Source organism: Leifsonia sp. Ger2509 (genome assembly GCF_055231915.1).
Window position 1 is genome coordinate 1,428,662 of the sequence record NZ_JBUYVB010000003.1, and the last position, 17,086, is coordinate 1,445,747.

At 69.1% G+C, this 17,086-nt stretch carries 12 protein-coding genes; 6 read left to right on the forward strand and 6 right to left on the reverse strand.

Annotation, left to right across the window (positions count from 1 at the left end):
• Window positions 1–52 precede the first annotated feature (52 nt).
• The 5 genes from ACV7NN_RS07025 to ACV7NN_RS07045 all read left to right on the forward strand — a co-directional run bounded on the left by ACV7NN_RS07025 (window position 53) and on the right by ACV7NN_RS07045 (window position 6,929).
• Entirely contained in the window at window positions 53–1,054 is a 1,002-nt protein-coding gene (locus ACV7NN_RS07025) for a DUF389 domain-containing protein (protein ID WP_463348857.1), read from the forward strand.
• Window positions 1,055–1,230: 176 nt separating this feature from the next.
• A complete protein-coding gene (locus tag ACV7NN_RS07030) occupies window positions 1,231–1,926 on the forward strand; it encodes a PhzF family phenazine biosynthesis protein (RefSeq protein WP_463348858.1) in 696 nt (231 codons plus the stop codon).
• A complete protein-coding gene (locus tag ACV7NN_RS07035; protein ID WP_463348859.1) occupies window positions 1,923–2,822 on the forward strand; it encodes a Vgb family protein in 900 nt (299 codons plus the stop codon). Before ACV7NN_RS07030 ends, ACV7NN_RS07035 begins: the two co-directional genes overlap by 4 nt.
• Window positions 2,823–2,962: 140 nt before the next feature.
• On the forward strand, window positions 2,963–4,720 hold the full coding sequence (locus tag ACV7NN_RS07040; protein WP_463348860.1) for an invasin domain 3-containing protein: 1,758 nt from the start codon (window positions 2,963–2,965) through the stop codon (window positions 4,718–4,720).
• A 208-nt stretch (window positions 4,721–4,928) separates the two neighbouring features.
• Window positions 4,929–6,929 (forward strand): invasin domain 3-containing protein, encoded by a 2,001-nt coding sequence (locus ACV7NN_RS07045; RefSeq protein ID WP_463348861.1) that lies wholly within the window; start codon window positions 4,929–4,931, stop codon window positions 6,927–6,929.
• Between the two features lie 77 nt (window positions 6,930–7,006).
• Here the strand turns inward: ACV7NN_RS07045 and ACV7NN_RS07050 are convergent, their stop codons facing one another.
• The 3 genes from ACV7NN_RS07050 to gabT are packed head-to-tail and all read right to left on the reverse strand — an operon-like array spanning window position 7,007 to window position 11,258.
• Entirely contained in the window at window positions 7,007–8,365 is a 1,359-nt protein-coding gene (locus tag ACV7NN_RS07050) for a flavin monoamine oxidase family protein (RefSeq protein WP_463348862.1), read from the reverse strand.
• A 26-nt stretch (window positions 8,366–8,391) separates the two neighbouring features.
• The gene (locus ACV7NN_RS07055) at window positions 8,392–9,885 is read right to left on the reverse strand and encodes an NAD-dependent succinate-semialdehyde dehydrogenase (protein ID WP_463348863.1); all 1,494 of its coding nucleotides are present in this window, start codon (window positions 9,883–9,885) and stop codon (window positions 8,392–8,394) included.
• Window positions 9,882–11,258 carry a 4-aminobutyrate--2-oxoglutarate transaminase gene (gene gabT / locus ACV7NN_RS07060; RefSeq protein WP_463348864.1) on the reverse strand — a complete coding sequence of 459 codons (1,377 nt, stop codon included), beginning with the start codon at window positions 11,256–11,258 and terminating at the stop codon, window positions 9,882–9,884. Before gabT ends, ACV7NN_RS07055 begins: the two co-directional genes overlap by 4 nt.
• 115 nt (window positions 11,259–11,373) lie before the next feature.
• Between gabT and ACV7NN_RS07065 the strand changes: the two genes are divergently transcribed.
• Window positions 11,374–12,960: a PucR family transcriptional regulator gene (locus ACV7NN_RS07065; RefSeq protein WP_463348865.1), complete on the forward strand. Its 1,587-nt coding sequence runs from the start codon at window positions 11,374–11,376 to the stop codon at window positions 12,958–12,960.
• A gap of 102 nt (window positions 12,961–13,062) precedes the next feature.
• Here the strand turns inward: ACV7NN_RS07065 and ACV7NN_RS07070 are convergent, their stop codons facing one another.
• The 3 genes from ACV7NN_RS07070 to ACV7NN_RS07080 are packed head-to-tail and all read right to left on the reverse strand — an operon-like array spanning window position 13,063 to window position 16,498.
• Window positions 13,063–13,908, reverse strand: a complete 846-nt coding sequence (locus ACV7NN_RS07070) for a transglutaminase family protein (protein ID WP_463348866.1) — start codon at window positions 13,906–13,908, stop codon at window positions 13,063–13,065.
• A complete protein-coding gene (locus ACV7NN_RS07075; protein WP_463348867.1) occupies window positions 13,905–14,834 on the reverse strand; it encodes an alpha-E domain-containing protein in 930 nt (309 codons plus the stop codon). The genes ACV7NN_RS07070 and ACV7NN_RS07075 overlap by 4 nt, the downstream gene beginning before the upstream one ends.
• A complete protein-coding gene (locus ACV7NN_RS07080; RefSeq protein ID WP_463348868.1) occupies window positions 14,828–16,498 on the reverse strand; it encodes a circularly permuted type 2 ATP-grasp protein in 1,671 nt (556 codons plus the stop codon). The genes ACV7NN_RS07075 and ACV7NN_RS07080 overlap by 7 nt, the downstream gene beginning before the upstream one ends.
• Window positions 16,499–17,086: the final 588 nt, after the last annotated feature.

Sequence of the window (17,086 nt, forward strand, 5' to 3'; positions counted from 1 at the left end):
TGCCGGGCATACGCTCGTCGGTAGCGGGAGGGGCCGAACCGGGAGGTGCGGGATGTCCCCGGAAGTGCCGGACGACGTTCGCAACGACGTCGCAGCGATGCGGGACGCGGTGCTCTTCGATGGCGCCCAGCGCAGGCGTCGGCTGACCCGCTTCTGGCTGCTGCTCGTGCTGTCATCGGTGATCGCAGCATCCGGTGTGGTCGCGAACTCGTCGGCGACCGTGATCGGCGCGATGATCGTGGCTCCCATGATGCTTCCGATCCAGGGCATCAGCCTCTCGACGGTCCTCGCCGACGGGGTGAACCTCATCCGGTCGATCGTTCTCGTGATCCTGGGGGCCGCGGCGGCCATCGGGATCGGGTTCATCATCGGCCTCCTGGTGAGCGAGCCGGTCGTCGCCGCGACGGATCCCGAGGTCGCGAGCCGCGTATCCCCCGACCTCATCGACCTGGTCGCGGCGCTGGCGACCGGAGCCGTCGGCGCTGTCGCACTCGTGAGGTCCGACATCTCGGACACGCTTCCCGGGGTCGCGATCGCGATCTCGCTCGTCCCTCCGCTCACCGTCGTCGGCCTGACGCTCGAGTCCGGGGCGCCCGGCCAGGCCGCTGGCGCACTCCTGCTCTTCGTCACCAACGTCGCCGCCATCCTGGCGACAGGAATCGTCATCCTGAGCATCTACGGCTCGCGACCGGCGCCGGGCGAGGTCGAGACCAGCCGGCCGATCCGGCGACGGAACGCGTTCATCGCCGTCGCGGCAATGGTGGTGATCGTCGCGGTCCCGCTCGCGATCCAGTCGGTGCGGCTCGGGCAGCAGGCGGCCCGACAGAGCTCCATCCGCGTGGTCGCCCAGTCCTGGGCCCAGAGCAAGGGCTGGGAACTGGTGAGCGTGACCGCCGCGAACGGCGCCTACCTCGTGCGCGTGACGGGCGCGCCGCCCGTGCCTCCGACCGACACGCTCGAAGCGCGGCTGGAGTCCGCCGGTGTCGACCCGTCCGGGATCCAGGTCGACCTCGTGCCGTCCTACACGGTCGACCTGACGAAGCCGTCGCCGTGAGCGCGCCGGCCTCGACGATCTGTGTCGCCGCACTACTTCCGTCTCGCCGCACGTGCTAGAACACGTGCGGCGAGACGCAGCTAGGGCGACGAGCGCAGGGGGCAACCTGGGCGCCTTCGGAAGGCGTCCCGGCCGCGGCGGGTGCGGCGGCGCGGCAGGCGTGGCACTCTGGATCCATGAGCGAACCCATCGACGTGGACGTCGTGCGCGTGTTCACCGACGAATCCGGTGACTACGGCAACGAACTCGGCGTCATCGAGAGCACGGGATCCACCCTCGGGCGGGAACAGGAGATCGCACACACGCTCGGATTCAGCGAGACGGTCTTCGTCGACGGGATCGATGACGAACTGTTCACCGCGCGCATCCGCATCTTCACGCCCGCGAAAGAGCTGCCGTTCGCCGGCCACCCGAGCGTCGGGACCGCCTGGCTCATCGCCCGACAGGGTATCCAGCTCTGGGCTCTGCGCGAGAAGGCCGGCGAGGTCATGGTCGACTTCGAAGGCGACATCACCTGGATCACGGCGCGTGCCGACTGGGCGCCGGAATTCCACTGGATCCCGCTCGACTCCCCCGGCGAGGTCGACGACCTCGACCCTGCCGGGTTCACCGAAGGCCAGCACTACGCCTATGCGTGGATCGACGAGACGGCCGGGCACCTGCGTGCGCGCATGTTCGCGCCGGAGATGGGGATCGCCGAAGACCAGGCGACCGGAGCAGCCGCGGCCAGGATCACCGCCTACCTGCGACGCCACCTCACCATCGTGCAGGGCGACGGTTCGGTTCTCTACACCAACCTCGACAGCCCGGAGCTCGTGCGCGTGGGCGGCCACACCGTCTACGACCGTCGCATCAGGCTCGAACTCCGGTGACGCGCATCGTCGAGCATCCGGTGACGGATGCCAACGCCGGGCCGTACGGGATCACGGTCACCGACGATGGATCGGTCTGGTTCACGGTGGCGCGAGCGGGCAGGGTCGGCCGGCGCGGTGTCGACGGTGCACTCCGGTTCGTCGATCTCGGCGACACGGCACAGCCATCGCTGGTGTCGCGCGCGACCGACGAGTCCGTCTGGGTGACCGATACGACAGGCAACCGAATCGTGCACATCGGGCCGGATGCGGGCGGCGACATCCGCGTGCTCAACGAGGTCGCCGTCCCCACCATGGAGTCGAGCCCGTTCGGGATCACGACACTCTACGACGGCACGGTCTGGTTCACCGAACTCGCAGCGGATGCGCTCGGTCGCGTCGACATCATGGGCCGGGTGACCGAGTTCCCGGTCGGGCGGGCGGATGCGATGGTGTCGATGATCGCGGGCTCGGGCGAGAGCGTGTGGTTCACCCTCAACCAGGGCAACGCGGTGGGGCACGTGCGGGGCGGGGACGCGGCCATCCAGTTCTTCGAATTGCCGCGGCCGGCATCCGGTCCCGTGGGGATCACCGTGGCGGAGGACGGTGCGGTCTGGTTCGCGGAGGTGCTCGGGGGCACGCTCGGGCGCATCGGGCGCGACGGCGCGCTCACGGAGGTGACCCTCCCCGATCCGGAGTCGAAGCCGCACGCGATCACAGCGGCGCCGGACGGCGGATGCTGGTTCACGCTGTGGGGGTCCAACCAGGTCGGCTTCGTGACCGACGACGGCGACGTCACACTGCATGATCTGCCGACACCGGCGAGCGAGCCGCACGGCATCGCGGTCGCCCCCGACAGGACGGTCTGGATCGCGCTCGAGCGCGGGATGCTCGCGGAGCTCCGCGCGAACGCCTAGCTTCGCCTAGATGTGGGGCACGCCCGGTGCGGACAGCCCCTGAATCGATGCGTGGTCTCGCCTAAACCTCCCGCTTTCCGCCGCACCCGGCGTTGGACGCCGATTACCTGTGTTCCATGACATTGGAACCTAGGGCATTTATGCGCTTCAGTAGACACGGACGGGTCGCCGCACTCGCAACCGTCGTCGCACTCGTCGGTATCACCGCGGTCCACGCGGCCGACACGCCCGCGACAGCCGCGACACGCTTCGGAACGGTATCGACCGGGCACATCGCGTTGAGCGGCGACAACCCGGTCGCCGCGGTCGCGCTCAACAATCGCTTCAAGACGCAGCTCGTTGCGTCCGATACCGACCTCGGCGCGGCCTTCTTCCTTCCTGACGAAACCAGCGGCGCTCAGAACACAGCTGTCTACGCGGTGGAGGACGATGGCAGCTCTGCGGGCAGAAGGGCATTCGACTCCTCGACCATGGTTTACGCGACCGACCAGGGCTTCGGCGGATCAGGCACGCCTGCCGATCCGTTCTGGGTCCGGTCGACGGCGACCGTGGACCAAGGGCCGCAGGTCAGCCAGAAGCACAGTTACATCGAGGGCGACGACTTCGTCCGCACCGATCTGAGCTATACCAACCGCGGAGATACGGCGGAGTCGATCAAGCTCTCCGCCTGGGTCGACTGCTACTTCGCACACAGCGACCGGGGCATGTCGGAGTTGCAGAGCGACCGACGCACCGCGTCGTGCAAAGCCGCTGCGGACGGACCGTACATCTCCCTCGTCGCAGCCTCCGCCGGGTCGAGCCTGGCGGCCGGTAACTGGGACGCCGTGCGCCGCGCGGCACGGGAGAACTCCGAGCCACTCTCGAATGGCTGCGTCCCGGTCAACAGCTGCGACACCGTCCAGGACAACGGGATGGCGATCGCGTTCAACGTCACCGTCGAGCCGGGCGCGACCGTCACGAAGACCTATTTCACGAAGTACACGCGCGACATGCGCCTCACCGATCTGACGGCGCGCTTCAACGCCTCACGAAACACCATGCTCGTCGGTGAAGAGGTCACGTTGACCGCCGAACTCACGAACGAGGGCAACGAGGCTACGACGAACACGGCCGTGCAGCTTCCCCTCCCCGAGGGCTTCGAGTACATGTCCAGCAACCCGTCCCCGGGCACGGCATACGACCCGGACTCGGGGACCTGGCAGCTGGGAACACTGCACCCCAATGCCAGCGCATCGCTGAACGTCACCGCACGTGCGACCAGGCCGGGCGAGTTCACCGCGGGTCTCACCGGCATCGGATCGGACGCGATCGACCTGGACGCCTGCACGACGCTCGGCGACGAGGCCTGCGGCGGCACGGCCGTCATCACGGTCGACCAGGAGCTCGTGCTCGGCAATGCCTCCATCGCTGCGTCGCCACAGACCGTCGTCGCCGACGGCGCCGCGGCCTCGACCGTGACCGTCACCTTGCGCGATCGGCAGGGCAACCCGATCGCCGAGGCAGGACACGACGTCACCATCGCGGCGACCCACGGTTCGCTGGGCGCGGTCACCGACAACGGCGACGGCACCTACTCGGCGCCGTGGACGTCGACTGCTGCGGGCACCGGAACCGCATCGTTCACCGTCGACGGCACTCCGGTCGACAGCACCGTGGATGTCGAGTTCACCGCGGGCGACGTCGTCGAGACCGAGAAGCCTGGTGGCACCGTCGGAAACGGATCGGGGCCCGCTGGTGGGTCGCCAGGCGCAACCCCATCCGGAAGCTCGACCGTCAGGTCGCTCGCGCACACCGGAACTGACGTGATCCTCCCGGTCGCCGTCGCGGTCGCCGCCACTGCCGCCGGTATTGCACTCCTCGGCATCAGTCTCTGGAGACGCCGCCGGCGAACGCAGTAGCCATCCCGCGACCGAGTCCGGGAAGAGTCCGCAGATTCCTCAAAATCCTGCGCGGCTCTTCCCGGACTCACTGCGTGGTGCGACCACGCGTAGGCCAGGAACCCTCCTTGCGCATTCGGCCAGGATCCGCGCAGAGATCCGCGTCCAGGCACGCGCACAGATCGCCTCTCTCCGGGCTCGCGGGGCCGGGGCCTGTTTGCATCGACCCATGAACTCCAGACCCCATCCTTCACGACGCGCGGGCCAGCTGATCCGCGTCGCCGCGGTCGCCGTCGCCGCCTCCCTTGCCGGCGCTGCGGCGAGCGCAGCTCTTCCGGCCACCGCTACGCCAGAGGTACGCGGTTCGGTCACGAACGGGTCCATCCGACCCGGCCCCGGAAGTGCGGTCGCGTCGATCGAGCTCTCTGCGCACTACAAGACGCAGCTCGTGGCAGCTGACGATACGCTCGGCGCAGCCTTCTACCGACCGGCCGACGTCGGCGGCGCCTCCAACACGGCCGTCTACGCCGTGAAGAGTGACGGCACCCGGGTGTTCGACAGCACCGACAGCACCCTGTCGACTCTTCAGAGCTCGGGCGGCTCGGGCACCGCAGCCCGCCCGTTCTGGCTCCAGACGACGGGGTCGTCACCGACCGGGCCGGAAGTCAGCCAGAAGCACAGTTACATCGAGGGCGACGACTTCATCCGCACCGACCTGACATACACGAACCGCAGCGATAGTCCGGAGTCGATCAAGCTCTCGGCCTGGGCCGACTGCTACTTCGCCGGCAGCGACAAGGGCCTCTCCGAGGTCCAGGCGTCGCAGAAGACCGCGTCGTGCAAGAACCCGGACTCGGACGCCTCGATCTCGTTCGTCGCCGCCTCTGGCGGTGCCAGCCTCGCCGCCGGGTTCTGGAGCACCGTACGCAGCGCAGCCAACTCGAACAGTGAGGCGCTCCCAGACGCGTGTCTCCCATCCAGTGCGTGCACGGAGGTGCAGGACAACGGCATGGCCATCGCCTTCGCACTGACGGCCCAGCCGGGCGAAACGGTGACGAAGACGTATTTCACCACGTACACGAGCCAGCTCAGCCTCACCGTTCTGAACGCCCGTTTCACCGCGAACCCGGAAACGGTGTTCGTCGGCGACGAGGTCGATTTCGACCTCGCGCTGAGCAACGACGGCACCTCGTCGGCATCGGAGACCACAGCGCAGTTCCTGCCTCCGGCCGGCTTCGCCTACACGTGGAACGCCACGTCCGCCGGAACCTACGACCCGGAGACGGGAACGTGGACGATCGGCACGCTCGACCCCGGCGGAAGCGCAACGCTCACGGTGGCGGCGCGGGCGACCACAGCCGGGACGACGACGGCCGGTATCAGTGCCATCGGCTCCGACACGATCGACCTGGACGCCTGCACAACGCTCGGAGATCCCGGATGCGGCGGCACAGCACTCCTGGCGGTGAAACAGAAGCATGTCGCCGAGAACGCCACGATCGCTGTGTCGCCGCAAACGGTCGAGGCTGACGGCGAGGCCGCATCCGTCATCACTGTCACGCTGCGCGACAGCCAGAACGAGCCGATCGCAGAGGCCGGGCATGACATCGCATTCACGCCGTCCCTGGGAACGGTCGGCACGGTCACCGACAACGGCGACGGGACGTACTCCGCACCATGGACATCGACCGACCTCGGCGCCGCAACGGTCTCCTTCACCGTGGACGGCACCGCGGTCGACCGCAGCGGCCACGTCGACTTCATCGCCGGGAACGTGGACCAGCAGAATTCGACTGCTTCGGTGAGCGAGGGTGATGCGATCGCCGACGGTGCGGCACCGCACACGATCACCGTGTCGCTGGTCGATGCCTCCGGTCACGCACTCGCGGGCGAGGCCGAGCTCATCGACGCCGACACCGCTGACGATCTGGGCGACGGGACGATCAGCGACTTCACCGAGACCGCGACGGCCGGAACCTACACGGCCACCATCAGCTCGACGATCGAAGGGCGCAAGGCCGTCACCGCATCCGTCGCCGGAGCGGCCCTCCCGATGACAGGCACCGGGACAGCGGCCTTCGTCGACCAGGTCGGAGCTGATACCGCATCGACGGAAGCGTTGGCTCAGACGGGAAGCGACCTGGCCGCCCCGATCGCCCTCGCGCTCATCGCCGTGCTCGCCGGCGCGGCCCTGCTCGGAGCCACTCTCCTCCGCCGGCGCGCCGAGTAGCCCGGCGCCCGCGGTCGAGCCCGGGAAAAGTCCGCGGATTCGTCAGGATCTCGCGGACTTTTCCCGGGCTCGACGCACTAAGCGCGAGCGGCCGCGACGATCGCGGCGGCGGTCTCGCGGCCGACGCGGATCGCGCCGTCGACGTGCTGGTAGCCCTTGCCGGCCATGTCGCTGCAGGAGAACCAGATGGGACCGACGGGGGTGCGCAGGTCGGCGCCGTAGCGCGCCAGGCCGCCCATGTCGAAGCTGGCCGCGTAGGCGCCGCGCGTCCACTCCTCCGAGCCCCAGTCGCTCTCGTAGTAGACGACGGGCGTCAGGGCCTTCTCGCCGTAGTAGTGCGACAGGGAGGTGAGGATGCGCTGCTTGCGCTCGTCGGCGGTGAGCGCGAAGACGCCGTCGGCCGCCTCATCCGCCACGAAGCCCACGAGCGTTCCGCGCGAATCCGCATAGTTCGTGTTGTCGTACGCCTCGTGCACGAGTTCGTAGGGGCTGAAGGCCGTGCCGGAGAGCCCCGCCTCGCGCCAGAACGGCGTCTCGTAGACGGCGTGCACCTTGATGACGAACCCCATCGACAGGTGCTGGTGCAGTTGCTGCTGCCGCCGCGGGAGGGGCGGCTCGTAGCTGATGCGGCTGATCAGGATGGGCGGCACGGCGAGCACCGCGTACCGGGCCTTGACCTCGACCGAGTCGGTGACCGCCGTGACCCCGCCATCGTGCCAGCGCAGCGTGCGCACGGCCTGGCCGAGCCGCACATCCCCGCCCAGGCGCTCCGCGAGCAGCAGGGGAACCTGCTGAAGGCCGCCGACGACCCGCTCGTCCAGGATGAAGTCCGCGTCGACGAGGTTGCTGAAGCTTCCGGCACTCGCCGCCATCAGCAGGGCCTGCAAGGCCGAGAAGGCGTGCGCGGGCTTGGTGAGCATCGCACCGGCGATGAACATGCCGATGTTGTCGCGCGCTTCCTGGTCGTCGGTCTGCGTCTCCAGCCAGCGGCTGAACGAGATCTCGTCCAGGTCCTTGGCGAGCGGATGCGCCCACGGCCGGTCCGGGTCGATCTCGGCGACCAGGGCATCCAGCTTCTCGATGAGCGTGACGATCTCGGCCTCGGTCTTCGGCGGCACGGGGAAGATCTCGCCCTCGAACCGGGTGAGCTCGCCGCTCGCGTTGAGATAGACGTTCTCGCCCTCGCGGTACCGCGGGTAGGTCTCCAGGCCGAGGTCGGCGAGCGTGCTCTTGAGCGCATCCTGGTCGGGCGAGACCCACTGGCCGCCGATCTCGAGCATCGCCCCGTCGACGTCGTCCGTCCACAGGCGTCCGCCGACGCGGTCGCGCGCCTCCAGCACGGCGACCGAGAGGCCCGCCTTCTTCAGTTCGGTCGCCGCGGTCAGGCCGGATGCTCCGGCACCGATGATGACGACGTCGCGTTCGATCGCGCTCATTGTTCGCTACTTTCCGTGCCGGCCGCTCAGGACGCCGGGATCAGGGTGTATTTGGTCGACAGGTACTCGTGGATTCCTTCGAGACCGCCTTCGCGTCCGAGTCCGGACTGCTTGACGCCGCCGAACGGTGCCGCGGCGTTGGACACGAGGCCGGTGTTGACTCCCATCATGCCGGTGTCGATGCGGTCGATCATCCGCTGCGCCCGCCCGAGATCCTCGGTGAAGACGTAGCCGACGAGACCGTATTCCGTGCCGTTCGCGAGCGCCACGGCCTCAGCCTCGTCGCGGAAGGTCGAAATGGCAAGGATCGGCCCGAAGATCTCCTCGCGCACCACGTCGCTGCCCGGTGCGACGTCGACGAGCACGGTCGGCTCGAAGAACGAGCCGGGACCGACCGGCCGTGACCCGCCGGTGAGCAGGCGCGCTCCTCGACCGACCGCGTCGGCGACCAGCGACTCCATGTTCTCGACGGCTGCCCTGTTGATGAGCGGTCCGATCGTCACGCCGTCGTCCGTGCCGCGACCGACGACGAACGCGTCGACCCGCTCGGTGACGCGGCGAGCGAACTCGTCGGCGACCGCCTCGTGAACGAGAAACCGGTTCGCGGCCGTGCAGGCCTGGCCCGTGTTGCGGAACTTCGCGAGCATGGCGCCCGTGACCGCCTTGTCGAGGTCGGCGTCGTCGAACACGACGAACGGTGCGTTGCCGCCCAGCTCCATCGAGGTGCGGAGGACGCCCGCGGCGGACTGCTCGATCAGCGTGCGGCCGACGGGCGTGGAGCCCGTGAAGCTCAGCTTGCGCAGCCGCGGGTCGGCGATGATCGGAGCCGAGACCGCGCGGGAGGACGACGTCGTGATGACGTTGACGACGCCCGCCGGAAGACCCGCGTCTTCAAGCAGCTGCACGAACAGCAGGGTGGTCAGCGGGGTGAGCTCGGCCGGCTTGATGACGACGGTGCAGCCAGCCGCCAGGGCGGGCGCGATCTTGCGGGTCGCCATCGCCAGCGGAAAGTTCCACGGCGTGATCAGGAAGCACGGTCCCACCGGCCGCTGCGAGACGACGGTCGTGCCGGTGCCTTCGGGGTTCGTGCCGTAGCGGCCGGCGATCCGCACCGCCTCCTCGCTGAACCAGCGCAGGAACTCGCCACCATAGGTGACCTCCCCGTTCGCCTCCGCGAGCGGCTTGCCCATCTCCAGCGTCATGAGCAGGGCGAAGTCGTCGCGCCGCTCCTGCAGCAGGTCGAAGGCGCGACGGAGGATCTCGCCACGGGCGCGGGGCGGGGTGGCCGCCCACGCATCCGCGGCTTCGACGGCCGCGTCGAGAGCACGTATGCCGTCCGCGGCGCCCGCATTCGCGATCCGCTTGATCACGCGGCCGGTCGCCGGGTCGCAGACCTCGATGGGGTCGGCGCTCCCGGCCTGCCAGGCTCCTCCGATGTAGAGGCCGTCGGGAACGCGTTCGAGCAGCTCCGCCTCGCGGGCGGACACGGCTTCGACTGTGGTGTCGGTCAGGAGGCTCATGCATTCACCGCGCCGATCGACGCGAGAGCGTCCGCGACGATGTCGAGGCCCTCGACCAGCAGGTGGTCCGGGATGCTGAGCGGCGGCAGGAACCGGATGACGTTGCCGTAAGTCCCGCAGGTGAGCAGCACCACCCCCGCGGCGTGGACCGCGGCGGCGACGCGGGAGGTGAGCGCAGCGTCCGGCTCACCCGTGACCGGGTGGACGAGCTCGATCGCGACCATCGCACCGAAGCCGCGCACCTCGGCGACGCGCGGGTCGGCGTCGCGCAGGGCGCCGAGCTTCTCGAAGAGGATGCGGCCGATCTGCTGGGCGCGCTCGACCAGGCCGTCCTGCTCGTAGGTCTCGATCGTGGCGAGGGCCGCGACGCAGGCGAGCGGGTTGCCGCCGTACGTGCCGCCGAGTCCGCCGACCTGGGGCGCATCCATGATCTCGGCGCGACCGGTGACCGCGGACAGCGGCAGGCCGCCTGCGATGCCCTTGGCGGTCACGACGAGGTCGGGGACGATGCCGAAGTGCTCGCTGGCGAACATCGCGCCGGTGCGGGCGAAACCGGTCTGGACCTCATCCGCGATGAAGACGACGTCGTTCGCGGCGGCCCAGTCGGCGAGCGCCGGAAGGAAGCCGTCGGCCGGGACGATGAACCCGCCCTCGCCCTGGATGGGCTCGATGATGATCGCGGCCAGGTTCTCGGCGCCCACCTGCTTCTCGATGTGCAGGATGGCGCGGCGCGCAGCCTCGGGGCCGCTGAGGCCGCCGTCGCGCAGCGGGTAGGACAGCGGCGCGCGGTAGATCTCGGACGCGAACGGTCCGAAGCCGCTCTTGTACGGCTGGTTCTTCGCCGTGAGGCCCATGGTCAGGTTGGTGCGGCCGTGGTAGGCGTGGTCGAACGCGACGACGGCCTGCTTACCCGTGTAGTGGCGGGCGATCTTGACGGCGTTCTCGACGGCCTCGGCGCCCGAGTTGAACAGAGCGCTGCGCTTGGGGTGGTCGCCAGGGGTGAGGCGGTTGAGGGCCTCGGCCACCTCGACGTACGAGTCGTAGGGCGCGACCGTGAAACAGGTGTGGGTGAACTGGGCGACCTGCGCCTGGACGGCCTCGACGACGCGGGGGGATGCGTTGCCGACGCCCGTCACGGCGATCCCGGACCCGAAGTCGATGAGCGAGTTGCCGTCGACGTCGACGAGGACGCCGCCGCCCGCTGCCGCAGCGAAGACGGGGATGGTCGTCCCGACGCCGGCCGCGACGGCCTGCGTCTTGCGCTCCATGCGCCGGCGCGATTCCGGGCCCGGGATCGCGGTGACGAGGCGGCGCTCCTGCGGAAGGCCGGGACCGCCGGTCAGGGTGGCGGATACGGTGTCGACGATGGTCATGGTCACTCCAGTGCACGGGTGCGCCGGGACCGGATCGCGACGGCGCTCTGTCGCCCACTGTAGGCATCGCGACGCCGCCGAGACATCGCCCGCTTGTACAATCGGAGTAGGTTTGATGACCACGGCGTACAACGAGGCGCCGGGATGCGGAAAGGAAGACGCCGGCATGCCTCCGACCCTGCGACGACTCCTCGCGAATCCCGAACTCGACCTGCGGTTGCTCACACCGGAGCACTCGCTGCCCGCGCAGGCACTGGACCAGACGGTGCAGTGGGTGCACAGCTCCGACCTCGCCGATCCGACGCCGTTCCTGTCCGACGGCCAGGTGCTGCTCATCACGGGCACGCAGTTCGACCCGCCAGCCACCGCACCGGCAGACTTCGCCCCGTACGTCCGGCGGCTGCGCGACCGCGGTCTCGCCGGTCTCGGCTTCGGCACCGAGGTCATTCGCGACGGGACCCCCGACGGGCTTGCCGCGGCCTGTCTCGAGGCCGGCCTGCCCTTGTTCGAGGTGCCGTACCGGGTCCCCTTCATCGCCGTCTCGCGCTACGTCGCCGACCTCGCCGCCGAGGAGCTGTTCGCCCGCAACACCTGGGCGCTCAAGGCGCAGCGGGCGATCTCGCTCGCCGCGCTCCGCCCCGACGGGCTCACCGCGACCCTCAGCGAGCTCTCCCGCCAGCTCGACCACTGGGTGGTGCTGTTCGACGCGACCGGATCGGTCGATCGCGTGTTCCCGCCTGACGCGCTCAGCGCATCCACCATCGCCGCGGTCGGCGCCGAGGCGACCCGGCTGCTGCGGGCTCGCCGACGCTCCAGCAGCACGATCGTCTCGGGCGGTGACACCCTCACCTTGCAGACGCTCGGCACCAGTGGGCAGCTGCGCGGTGTGCTGGCCCTGGGCGGCGCAGGCGAACTCGACCAGGCCGGCCAGCAGGTGGTCACGAGCGTCATCGCACTGGCCGGGCTGGCGCTGGAGCAGAACTCGGCCCTCGATCGGGCCGTCGGACATCTTCGCTCCGGCCTGTGGCACGTGCTGGTCTCCGGGGACACGCAGCTCGCGTCGGATATCGCGGCGCAGATGTGGGGCCCGATGCCGGAGGAACCGGTGCGCGTCTCGCTGGTGGACTCCCCCATCGACGGTGCGGACTCACTCAGCGAATGGCTGGAGCTGCGGGTGGCCGAGCATCCGGGAACCCTGTTCTACGCGGCGGACGACGGCCGGATCGTGCTGTGTTTCAGTGACGGTGCCGCCTCGCCGGTCGAGGAGCTGACCGACGGGTTCGGCCTGAAGGCCGGAGTGTCGGATGCGCTGGGTTACGCGGACCTCGCCCGCGCCCACGACCAGGCGGGCCAAGCCCTCGAACGCGCCAGGGAAGGCGACGAGGGCATCGTGTCGTTCGACACGATCTCACGGCAGGGAGTGCTGGCGTTCCTCGCCCGGACCGATGCGCGCGAAGTCGCCCGGACGACGCTCGAGCCCCTGATCGCGGCGGATGAGGCGACCGGCAGCGCGCTCGTGCTCTCACTACGCACCTGGCTGGAGCACAACGGAACGTTCGATTCGGCGGCGCGGGAGCTGGGCATCCACCGCCACACGCTGCGCGCTCGGGTCGCCGAGGCGGAGCGCCTGCTGGGCCGCGACCTCTCCAGCTTCCACGCCCGCGCCGACCTCTGGGCCGCCCTCCTCGCGACCCGCGGGTAGCTCTCGGCCGAGAGTCGCCGCTCGCGCCGAGTGTCGCCGTTCGGGCGGCGATTCTCGGCGGTATGAGCGATTCTCGGCGGCACGGGGCGGGCGGGAGGGCGGTCAGGCTTCGCGCGTGATCTCGACGGTGACGAACAGTTCGGATGCAGTCGGGCCCGCGTACACCCCGCGCAGCGGAGCGACATCGGTGTAGTCGCGCCCATGCCCGACGCGCACGTGCCGGTCACCGATCTCCACCTGGTTGGTCGGGTCGTAGCCGTGCCAGCGGCCGCAGAACCATTCCACCCACGCGTGCGATTCGCCGGTCACGGTCGCGCCGACGACCGGTTCCGGTGAGGGATGCAAGTACCCAGACACGTAGCGCGCCGGGATCCCCACCGACCGCAGCGCTCCGACCGCGATGTGGGTGATGTCCTGGCAGACGCCCTTGCCCTCGGCCCAGGCTTCGGCGGCGGTCGACGAGACCCCGGTCACGCCGGTGACGTACTCGACCTCTTCGCCCACCCGCCGGCAGATCTCGAGTGCCGCCTCGCACGGGTCGTCATGAAGTCCCGCCGCAGTCGCGGCGATTCCGGCCACGGCGTCGGCGGGCTCGGTCAGGACGGTCTGCGGTAACTGCTGCACATACTCGCCCGCGGTGAATCGCACCCGCCGCAGCTCATCCCACGACAGTCCCTCCGCATGCGGCAGCGGGTCGAGCACCTCCACCAGGCTGCTGGCCGACAGCGTCAGCTCGCGATGCGGCGCCAGCACGTCGAAGGCGAGCACGCGCGTTCCCCAGTAGTCCGTGTACTGGTGGTGCGACGAGACCGGCTGGACCTCGAGGTTCGAGTGCAGCACGAGTTGCCGCTCGCCGGTGACGGGAAGCATCCGCGCTTCGTTGTACGAGGCGGTGACCTCCCCTTCGTACCGGTAACCCGTGGAGTGGGTTATGCGCAGGCGCTTCACGATCGCTCTCCGATCCAGTTCGGCACGACGTTCTCGGGAAAATAGCGCTGCCGAATGGCCTCGCTGGCCGCACTCGTCGCATCCTGCACTTCCGACATCTGCGCGGGCAGGTCATCCAGGATCTCCGCGATGGGCCGGAACTCCAGATCGCTGCGGATCTGCCCGAGCAGCCGCTGCGCTCGGTCCGTGACCCCGGACCGCTCGCTGCGCGGCTCGATGTCGTGCAGGCATCGTTCCGCCCGCGCCACCGAGTACAGGATCGAGCGCGGGAACAGCCGGTCGTGCAGCAGGAACTCGGCGGCGTTCCGTGCCGACGGCACACCGCGGTAGGTGCGCAGGTAGGCCTCGTAGGCTCCGCACGAGCGCAGGATGGTCGTCCAGCTGGGGCCGCTCGCCTCGGTGAGCGAACGGGTCGCCAGCAGCCGGGCGGTCATGTCGGCCCGTTCGAGCGATCGCCCCAGCGTGAAGAACTGCCACGCTTCGTCCCGGCTCGCGGACGACTCCATGATGCCGACGGCGAGCGCCGTGCGATCGCGCACCCAGGAGAAGAACTCGTGCACCTTGTCACTGGTCACCCGCCGCGGCATCCGCGCACTCGTGGTGTTGAGGCACTCCCACAGTTCCGTGGACACGATCTCGCGAGCGCGGCGGGCGTTCTCGCGCGCTGCGCTCAGCGAGTACACGATGGAGGCGGGTTGGGCCCGGTCGACGGCGAGGATGCGCAGCACATCCTCGCGCGCCAGGCTCGCCGGACCGGGCGCCTCGCTGCCCATCACGGACAGCAGCGACCGGCACGCCGTGTCTTCGTCGATCCAGGGATCCTCGAGAAGCAACTGCAGGTGGACGTCGAGGATGCGGGCGGTCCCGTCGCTGCGCTCGATGTAGCGACCGATCCAGAAGAGGCTGGCGGCGATCCGGCTCAGCATGTCGGCCTCCCGAGCGCCGGCTGCTGCTGTTGCTGCTGTTGCTGCTGCTGCTGGTCGCTCCGCGGCGCATCCTGTTCGGAATGGCCGGGCGCGTGCTGCGCGGCGTACCCCGCGAGCGCCGGCGCGGCCTGATCGGCCACGAGCCCCTGGACGCTGCGCGACGCCGGCTGCTCGGCGTCGCCCACGCCCACGGACCCGACGACCCAGGTGTCCTTCGATCCACCGCCCTGGCTGCTGTTCACGACGAGCTGGCCTTCGGGGAGTGCGACCCTGGTGAGTCCGCCCGGCAGCACCCAGATGTCGTGACCGTCGTTGACGGCGAACGGCCGCAGGTCGACGTGCCGAGGGCGCATCCCGTCTTCGACGAGGGTCGGGATGGTCGACAGCTGCACGACAGGCTGCGCGATCCACCCGCGCGGGTCTGCGATGAGTCGCGCTCGCAGTTCGGCGAGTTCCTTGCGGCTGGCGTCCGGTCCGATGACCAGGCCCTTGCCACCCGAGCCGTCGACCGGTTTGACCACGAGCTCGTCCAGCCGGTCGAGCACCTCGTCGAGCGCGCCCGGGTCTTCGAGGCGCCACGTGTCGACGTTGGGGATGAGCGGCTCCTCCGAGAGGTAGTACCGGATGAGGTCGGGCACGTAGGTGTACACGAGTTTGTCGTCGGCGACACCGTTGCCGACCGCATTCGCGATGGTTACGTTTCCGAGGCGCGCGGCCAGCATGAGGCCGGGAGTGCCGAGCACCGAGTCGACGCGGAACTGCAGTGGGTCCAGGTACTCGTCGTCGATGCGGCGGTAGATCACATCGACCCGTTTCGGACCCGACGTCGTGCGCATCCAGACCTTGCCCGCGGAGCAGAAGAGGTCACGGCCCTCGACGAGCTCCACCCCCATCAGCCGGGCGAGCAGCGTGTGCTCGAAGTAGGCCGAGTTGTAGACGCCGGGCGTCAGCACCACGACGTTCGGCGCGTCCATGCCGCCCGGTGCGCTCGCGCGGAGCGCCTGCAGCAGCCGGTACGGGTAGTCGCCGACAGGACGCACCCGCATGGACGTGAACAGTTCGGGGAGGGTCTGCGCCATCACCCGCCGGTTCGAGATCACATAGCTGACCCCGCTCGGCACCCGCACGTTGTCTTCGAGCACCCGCCAGTCGCCGAACTCGTCGCGGATGAGGTCGACACCGGACACCTGGATGCGCACGCCGTTCGCGCTCTCCACTCCGGCCGCCGCGCGGTGGAAGTGGGCGGATGAGGTGATCAGACCGGCGGGGATGACCCCGTCGCGCACCGCGTTCTGCGCACCGTAGACGTCGCTGAGGAACGCTTCGAGAGCGCGGACACGCTGCTTCACGCCCGCTTCGACGCGCATCCACTCGGCCTGCTCGATGACGCGGGGCACCGCGTCGAGCGGGAACGGTCGCTCCTCGCCGGCGAAGTCGAAGGTCACGCCCTGGGCGAGGTACGAGCTGGCCAGGGCGTCGGTGCGTCCGCGAAGTTCCTCCTGGGTGAGGGTCGCCAGGGCCGCGTAGAGCTCGCGGTAGGCGGGACGCGCGTGCTGGGCTCCGGCCGACCGGCCGTGCTCGGCGAACATTTCGTCCCAGGCCGCGCCGCGGTTCTTCCGGCGCTTCACCGCCTGGATGCCGTATCCCTCGAAAAGGTCGCCCATGGATGGACTGTAGCCAGCCGGTGTTGCTGCGGTGTTTCCGCACGTTTCCGGGGTGCTACGCGATCGGCCGATGGGAACTAGCACAACACGTAAATACTTGGATAGCCGCTTTAATAGCGACTGTGTTATTTATAACGGAGATGCAAGTTTAGAAGGACGGATTGTTGCTTCGAGCAAATCCGCAAAACCTTCGAGAGGCATGTTTGTGAAACCGTCGAATCCGGAGCGCTTGCCATCGGGGGAGCAATCCTCTACAACTGCGGATTCCCAGGTGGGCGCGCCGTCGGCGCAACCGCACACTTCACTCCCGGGTTCTGGTGTGGCACTCAATCCTGACCCGAGGGAGAGAGTGGGCAGGTCTATCAAAGAGCGAAAGTATCCCGGTAGTGCCCTCTTCCTCCTCGGCGCCTCCAGTGCGTGCTTCGTCATTGGGCTTGCATTCGAGTTCGGCGGCCACCGCGGCCAAGGGTCGACGTTGTTCCTGGTCACCTTCGTTCTGGGGATGATATCGACGAGCATCACTTTCGTCTCCGGCATCCGTCGGGACAAGCGTCAATCGACACACCAAGGGTGACAGATCCGGTCGAG

Excerpts from the sequence above, each read along its gene's own strand:
- ACV7NN_RS07025 (WP_463348857.1), top strand. The coding sequence starts at position 53 with ATGTCCCCGGAAGTGCCGGACGACGTTCGCAACGACGTCGCAGCGATG.
- ACV7NN_RS07030 (WP_463348858.1), top strand. The coding sequence starts at position 1,231 with ATGAGCGAACCCATCGACGTGGACGTCGTGCGCGTGTTCACCGACGAA.
- ACV7NN_RS07040 (WP_463348860.1), top strand. The coding sequence starts at position 2,963 with ATGCGCTTCAGTAGACACGGACGGGTCGCCGCACTCGCAACCGTCGTC.
- ACV7NN_RS07045 (WP_463348861.1), top strand. The coding sequence starts at position 4,929 with ATGAACTCCAGACCCCATCCTTCACGACGCGCGGGCCAGCTGATCCGC.
- ACV7NN_RS07050 (WP_463348862.1), bottom strand. The coding sequence starts at position 8,365 with ATGAGCGCGATCGAACGCGACGTCGTCATCATCGGTGCCGGAGCATCC.
- ACV7NN_RS07055 (WP_463348863.1), bottom strand. The coding sequence starts at position 9,885 with ATGAGCCTCCTGACCGACACCACAGTCGAAGCCGTGTCCGCCCGCGAG.
- gabT (WP_463348864.1), bottom strand. The coding sequence starts at position 11,258 with ATGACCATCGTCGACACCGTATCCGCCACCCTGACCGGCGGTCCCGGC.
- ACV7NN_RS07065 (WP_463348865.1), top strand. The coding sequence starts at position 11,374 with ATGACCACGGCGTACAACGAGGCGCCGGGATGCGGAAAGGAAGACGCC.
- ACV7NN_RS07075 (WP_463348867.1), bottom strand. The coding sequence starts at position 14,834 with ATGCTGAGCCGGATCGCCGCCAGCCTCTTCTGGATCGGTCGCTACATC.
- ACV7NN_RS07080 (WP_463348868.1), bottom strand. The coding sequence starts at position 16,498 with ATGGGCGACCTTTTCGAGGGATACGGCATCCAGGCGGTGAAGCGCCGG.